Genomic DNA, 7,436 nt, shown 5'->3' on the forward strand with positions numbered 1-7,436 from the left:
GTACGCCGAGAGCAGCACCACGAACGGCGTCGTGCCGTGCGCGCGCGCCGTGCGATGCACCGCCTCGCCCAGCTTCGCCGGCAGGTCCAGTTCCCATGCCGCTGCGTGGTAGTTCGCGACGGCCTGACGCGGATGGTCTGCGGGCAGCACTAGCACCGGCTGTTCCTCGCCCAGCGTCTCGCGCCAGTAGGCCAGCTGGCGCTCGCGCTCGCCCGCTTCCAGCCAGCGGCGCTGCCACACTGCGTAGTCCGCGTACTGGAGCGGCAGGGGCGGCAGGTCCGGCGCTTCGCCCGTCACCCGCGCGCGGTAGCCCGCCACGAACTCGCGCAGCAGCACGTCCACCGACCAGCCATCCGAGACGATGTGGTGCATCGACACCACCAGCACGTGTTCGTCGGCCCGCAACCGGAGGAGCCCCACGCGCAGCAGCGGGCCTGTCGTCAGGTCGAACGGTTCCGTGGCCAGCGAGGCGCTGGTTTCTTCCACGTTCTGCTGCGTGCCGGCGTCGATCTCGCGCCAGTCGAAATGCCCGTTAGCGTGGATCGTCTGCGTCGCCTGGCCGTCCGGCGCGGCCGCGAATGTCGTACGCAGACTCTCGTGGCGGCTCACCAGTGCGCCGAAACTTGCCCGTACCGCCGGTGCGTCGAGCCCCCCGCGCAGGCGCTGCGCCCCCGCCATGTGGTACGCGCTGCTGCCGCGCTGCAGGTTCCACAGGAACCACAGCCGCTGCTGCGCATGCGACAGCGGCAAGGCCTGCCGTTCGTCCGCCGGGAGCGGGCGCAGCGGCGGCACCCCGTCGTCCTGCGCTGTGGCCAGCGCCACTGCAAGCGCCGCGACCGTCTGCGCATCGAACACCTGGCGCGGCGCGATACGCAACCCTGACTCATGCGCACGCGCCACCACCTTCAGGCTCAGGATCGAGTCCCCGCCCAGTTCGAAGAAGTTGTCGTGGCGCCCCACGCGCTCCACGCCCAGCACCTCGCACCATACCCGCGCCAGCGTCTCCTCAGTCCCGCCCTGCGGGGCCTCATAGCCGTGTGCCTGATACTCCGGCGCGGGCAGCGCATTACGGTCGATCTTGCCGTTCGGCGTCAGCGGCAGCGCTTCGAGCACCACGATCACGCCCGGCACCATGTACTCGGGCAACGACGAGGCGAGCGATGCACGCAGTGTCTGCGGCTCCAGCGTGTGCCCCGCATGCGCGGTCACATAGCCCACCAGGCGCGCACCGCCCGCGCCCTCCTGCGCCGTGACCACCGCCTCGCGCACTTCCGGCTGTGCCAGTAACTGCGCCTCGACTTCGCCCAGTTCGATGCGGAAACCCCGGATCTTGACCTGATGGTCGATACGCCCGAGGTACTCCAGCTCGCCCGCCGCGTTCCAGCGCACGAGGTCGCCGGTGCGGTACAGGCGCCCGCCCTTCGCATCGAACGGGTCCGGCACGAAGCGCTCCGCGCTCAGCGCCGCACGGTTCAGATAGCCGCGCGCCACCCCCGCGCCACCGATGTACAGCTCGCCCGCAACACCCGCAGGCGCCAGATTCAGCGCAGCGTCCAGCACATAAACACGCCGGCCCGCGAGCGGCCGTCCAATCGGCACCCGGCCATCGCACGCGTCCGCCATCACGAGCGGCGTGCAGTCGAACAGCGTCGACGAAACCGTCGTCTCCGTCGGCCCATAGGTGTTGAGCAGCGTGACGTGACCGAGCCCCGCCGCGCGCCACGCTTTCACGCCTTCGAGCGCCATGGCCTCGCCACCCGCAATCGCGATGCGCAGCGCACCATAGTCGCGCGGCCCCGCCGCGGCGAAGTCTTGCGCGAGCAGGTGCCAGTACGCGGTGGTCACATCGATGATGCTGATCCGATGCTCGTGCAGCTTGCGATACAGCGTCTCGCTATCCCACAGGTCGGGCCCGCGCAACACCATTGCCGCGCCGACTGCCAGCGTCGGATAGATCTCCTCAACGAAGCCATCGAAGCTGAACGTCGCGAACTGCAGCACGCGATCGGCTGCGTTCAATGCACAGAAGTCGAGGGTCGCCTGGGTATGGATCGCGAGCGCATGATGCGAGATGGCTACGCCTTTAGGCTTGCCGGTCGAGCCGGACGTGTAGATCACATACGCAAGGCTCTGCGGATGCACGGCGACATTCGGGTTCGAGGCGGGTTCGCCGGATAGATCGATACGATCGATCTCGACGACCGGCAACACGTCGCTCGCGGGAATGCGCTCGCGCACGTGCGACTGTGTGAGCAGCAGGCTCACGCAACTGTCTTCGAGCATGTACGACAAACGTTCGCGCGGATACGCGGGGTCCAGCGGCACGTATGCGCCGCCCGCCTTCAGGATCGCCAGCAGACCGACCACCATATCCACCGACCGCTCCACCGAAATGCCGACGCGCACATCCGGTCCAACGCCAATCTGCAGCAGCCGGTGCGCGAGCCGGTTCGACCGCGCATTGAGCGCCTCATAGCTCACCTCGCGCGCACCGTCGATCACCGCGACCGACTGCGGATCGCTCGCCGCGCGGCGCTCGAGCGCGCGCATCACCGGTTCGATGTCGTCGTATGGATCCGGGTTGCCGGACCACGAGAGCAGACAATCGCGTTGCGTGTCGGCGGCTGCGAGGGCGTCGGCGGTCGATCGGCCCGCATCGGCGGCGATCGATCCCAGCAGCGCGAGATAGCGTTCGACGATGCGGTCAATCGTTTGTGCGTCGAACAGCTCGGCCGCGTAAGTGAAAGTGCCGGTCATCCGGCCATCGGGCGCCTCGTAGGTGTCGAGCGTCAGCTCGAACGGCACGCGCTGGTCGCCGATGCGAAAGCGCGTCGTCGCCACACCGGCCATCGCCTGCGCGACACCGTCGATCGCGGGCTGATGCCCGTACATCACGTCGAACAACGGCGTGCTGCCCATACCGCGCTCCGGCCGCAGCGCATCCACGAGCAGGTTAAACGGCAATTCCTGGTTATCCTGAGCACCGAGTACTGCGCCGCGCGTCTCGCGAATCAGCCTATGCAGCGGCGCACTCCGATCGATCCGGCAGCGCACGACCTGGGTGTTGACGAAAAAGCCAATCAGCTCGCGCACTTCGCTGCGTGTGCGTCCTGCAAACGGCACACCGATACGGATGTCACACTCGCCGGTGTACGCATGCAGCGCAAGCGCGAACGCGGCCATCGACACGGTAAAGAAGGTAAGCCGGTGTTCGCGCTCCACATGCCGCAATGCCTCGCGCAACGCATCCGGCACCGCGAACGGATGATGCGCGGCCGGATGATCCGAAGCCGAAGTACGCGGACGGTCCACCGGCAACACGAGCGGCACATGCGCCGGCACGAGGCGCTCGCGCCAGTATGCGAGTTGCTGCGCCTTCGCGGGCGACTCGATCCAGCGGCGCTGCCAGTTCGCGTAGTCGGCATAGCGCAGCGGTTGCGCGGCGAACGCCTGTGCTTCGCCGCGCACCGCCGCGCCGTAGCGACGCGCGAGCTCATCGAGCAGCAAATCGACGGACCAGCCGTCGGCGACGATGTGGTGCATCGCAAGCACGATGCGGTACGCGTCGTCGGCAACACGGACAAGCGCTGCGCGCCACAACGGACCGCCGGCGAGATCGAACGGCACTCCCGCGAACTTGCGCAGATGCTCGTCAACATGAACAAAGTCAGAGCGCGCGTCGATCTCTTCGAGCGTAACCGGTTGTGCAGAGTGGACGATCTGCGCAACGCCATGCTCGCCGTCCTCAGCGAACGTCGTGCGCAGTGCGCCGTGGTGCTGCACGAGCGCATCGAGTGCGCTGCATAGCGCCGCGATATCGAGCGCACCGCGAACATCGAGGCCACCGGCCATGTGATAAGCACTGCTGGCGCGATCGAGTTGCCACAGGAACCACAGCCGCTGCTGGCCCGAGGACGCCGCGAAGCGGCCCGTATCTTCGCTATCCGAACGAATGACGTCGATATCGAAGCGCTCGCCGGATGCGAGGCGCTCGCTCGCCAGCGCGGCCATGCGGCGCAGCTCCGGCGCGTCGAACACATCCGCGAGATCGAAACGCACCTGCCAGCGTTCGCGCATGCGTGCCACAAGCTGCGTTGCGCGCAGCGAGTTGCCGCCGAGCGAAATGAAATGCGCACTGGCTTCGGTAACCGGCCGTTCGAGCACCTCCGACCAGATGCCGGCCAGCAGCGGTTCCACGTCGCCGGACAACGCCTCGCCGGCAGCCTCGATGCGCGCGCCCATTCCCTCGACGAAGCGGCCGCCTTCATGGATCGCATAGGCGTCGAGCTCGCGGCTTTTCCACCGCTGCGCAGTCGCCGAACGCTGCAGCTTGCCGCTCGAGGTCTTCGGCAGCGCACCCGGGTTCAGCAGCACGGCCACGGCAAGCGGCTCGCCGCATGCCATGCCGACCGCCTCGTTCAAGGCATCGACAAGCGCCTGCGGCGGCACGAGCTTCTGCGTGCTGCGCGACACCTCGAGAGCGATACCGATGCCCTCGCGTCCGTCGAGCTCGACGCCGAATGCCGCCACGCGTCCCTTGCGCACGACCTCGACCTCGGCCTCGACCACGCGCTCGATATCCTGCGGATAGAGATTCTGGCCGCGAACGATAATCATGTCCTTGCGCCGGCCCACCACATAGAGCCCGCCGTCGTGCTGAAAACCGAGGTCGCCCGTGCGCAGCCATCGCGCGCCGTGGTCTTCGACGAACGCATCGGCCGTCGCAGCCGCGTTCTGCCAGTAGCCGAGCGCAACGCTCGGCCCGCTGACCCAGATCTCGCCGGAGCGGCCCTCAGGCAGCGTCGCGCGCGTATCGGGATCGACGATGCGCACGTCGTGCGCGGCTGCATGACGGCCGCACTGGACGAGGCGCACGCCCTCCGCTTCGGGTACGGCCCGCGCCGCGCGCAGGCCGGCCTCGGAGAACGCCTCGGTAACAAGCCCGCCGCCGCGCGTGCCGCCGGTCACGAACAGCGTGGTCTCGGCAAGGCCGTAGCAAGGGTACAAAGCGCCCGCATCGAAGCGCGCCGGCACAAAGCGCTCGACGAACGCCTCCTGCGTGTCGTGCCGCACCGGCTCCGAGCCGCAGAACGCGACGCGCCAGCTCGACAGGTCGAGGCCGCTCATCTGCGTATCCCGCACGCGCTCGCAGCAAAGCCGGTACGAGAAGTCGGGGCCGCCGGAGATCGTGCCGCGATAGCGCGAGATCGCATCGAGCCAGCGCACGGGCCTCTCGAGGAACCATTGCGGCGACATCAGCACGAGCGGGATACCGCTATGAATCGACTGCAGCAGCGCGCCGATCAGCCCCATGTCGTGATAGAGCGGCAACCAGCTCACGAACACGTCGTCGGCCGTGACGCCGAGGCTCGCCTGAATCGCGATCTCGTTGGCGAGAATGTTCGCGTGCGACACCATCACACCCTTCGGCGCGGAGGTCGAACCCGACGTGTACTGCAGGAACGCAAGATCGTCGCCGCCGGTCGTGACGGGCACAATCGCGGCTGCATTCAAAGCCGTGTCCGCGCATGCCTCGGCGCACACACGATCGATCGCGACGACCTGCGCGCCGGGCGCAATCGAAGTCAACGCTTCGGCGGACTTTGCTTCGATATCCGAAGTAGTTAACACGAAGCGCGCGTCGCAGTTCCCGGCAATACCGCGCAGTCGGGCAAGATGCTGTTCGCGCGCGGACTCCGGCGCATACACGGGCACCGCGATCACGCCTGCATACAGACAGCCGAAGAACGCGGCGACATAGTCGATCCCGCTGTCGGCAAGCAGCAGTGCGCGCTCGCCGGCGGCGCCGCGCTGCTGGAAGAGCGCGGCAATGCGGCGCGCGCGACGGTCGAGGTCGGCGTAATCGTGACGGGTGTCGCCGTTCGCGCCGACCGTCACGATCGCGGTAGCGTCGGGACGCAGTGCAGCAAGCTCGCCTACGCGGCAAGCGACGTTGAACGGTTGGGGTGTTTCAAGCAGCATCGCTGACCTTGCTATCCTGGGATGAAAAATGCGCCTGCAGTGCCCGCACGACATCGGGGTGATGCGGCAGGCTCATGTGATCCGCGTCGACGAACGCCGTGCGACGCTCGGCGCCCTCGACGTAACGCGACCAGTCGGACTGCCGCTCCGACGCGAGCGGCGTGCCTGCGAAGGCGACGCGGCGCGCCCACCAGTGCGTAAGCGGCGCACGCAACGGCTTGCGTTGCCCTTGCCTCACGATCGACGTGAAGTACTCGTTCATCAGCGCAGCCGTGCGCAGCAGTTCGAGTTCTTCGCCGTGGTGGTGCTCGGGCAGGAAGTCGCGCCACTTCTGCGCCTCGTCCAGGAACTGGCGGAACCGTTCCAGCTCCTCGTCGCCGATATGGCGCGGTTGAATCGCGCGCGCGGTCGCGACGCGACTAGCGGCCTCGACGATCTCGTGCGGCGCGGCCGAATCGACGAGCCCCACGAAATGCACCGCTTCTCCGTCGCGTTCGAGCAAATGCCCGACCTCGACCGCGAGCACGCCGCCGAGCGACCAGCCGAGCAGGTGATACGGACCTTCGGGCTGCACGCGGCGAATCCGCGCGGCGTAGTCGGCCGCGAGTTCGGGCAGCGTCTGCGGCCACCACGTTTTATCGGTGTAATACGGTGCCTGCACGCCGTACACGGTCGCCAGCCCCTCGAGCGCCTGCGCGAGGGTTCGGTACTCGGCGACGAGCCCGTATAGCGGATGAATCGCGAACAGATTCGCCGCGGCGCTCGCGCGTGTCATGCGGATGAGATTCGACGGCAGATCGCGCGACGCATCGGCCGCTTCGAGCAGCGAGCGCACGGTGGGATGCGTGAAGACCTGTTCGAGTTGCAACGCATCGAACCCTTCGGCACGCGCACGCTGGACGATCTTCAGTGCTCGCAGAGAATCGCCACCGACCTCAAAGAAGTTATCCGTCACCCCCACATCGTCACGCCCGAGCACCGACCGCCATACCCCCAGCAACACCCCCTCGCGCTCCGTGCGCGCCTCCACCCGACCCAGACCACTCCCCGCCTGCGGCTCCGGCAGCGCACGCCGGTCCACCTTCCCGTTCGGCATCACCGGCAGCCGATCCAGCACCACCAGCGCTCCCGGCACCATGTACCCCGGCAGCCTCCCCTCCAGCCCCGCCCGCAGCCCCTCTACCTCCACCGCACCCGACACGTAACCCACCAGCCGTCGCGACTCCCCCTCCCCGCGCAGCTCCACCGCCGCCTGCTCCACCCCCTCCACCTGCCGCAGCACCGCCTCGATCTCACCCAGCTCGATCCGGAAACCCCGCAGCTTCACCTGCTGGTCGATCCGACCCAGGAAGTCGATCGTCCCGTCCTCCCGCCGACGGCACAGATCCCCCGAGCGGTACAGCCGCGCGCCGTCACCGCCGAACGGATCCGGGATGAACTGCTGCGCCGTCAGT

General features: G+C 67.9%; 2 protein-coding genes. Both read right to left on the minus strand.

What is annotated here, in order from left to right:
• Positions 1-5,982 (minus strand): non-ribosomal peptide synthetase (locus tag U5760_RS31420; protein WP_322016200.1); only part of this gene is annotated, 5,982 nt, incomplete at its 3' end.
• Positions 5,972-7,436: thioesterase domain-containing protein (locus U5760_RS31425; protein WP_322016201.1), on the minus strand; the 1,465-nt coding region annotated here is incomplete at its 5' end. The genes U5760_RS31420 and U5760_RS31425, both read right to left, overlap by 11 nt.

This window comes from Paraburkholderia sp. J12, assembly GCF_905220215.1.
Classification (GTDB): domain Bacteria; phylum Pseudomonadota; class Gammaproteobacteria; order Burkholderiales; family Burkholderiaceae; genus Paraburkholderia.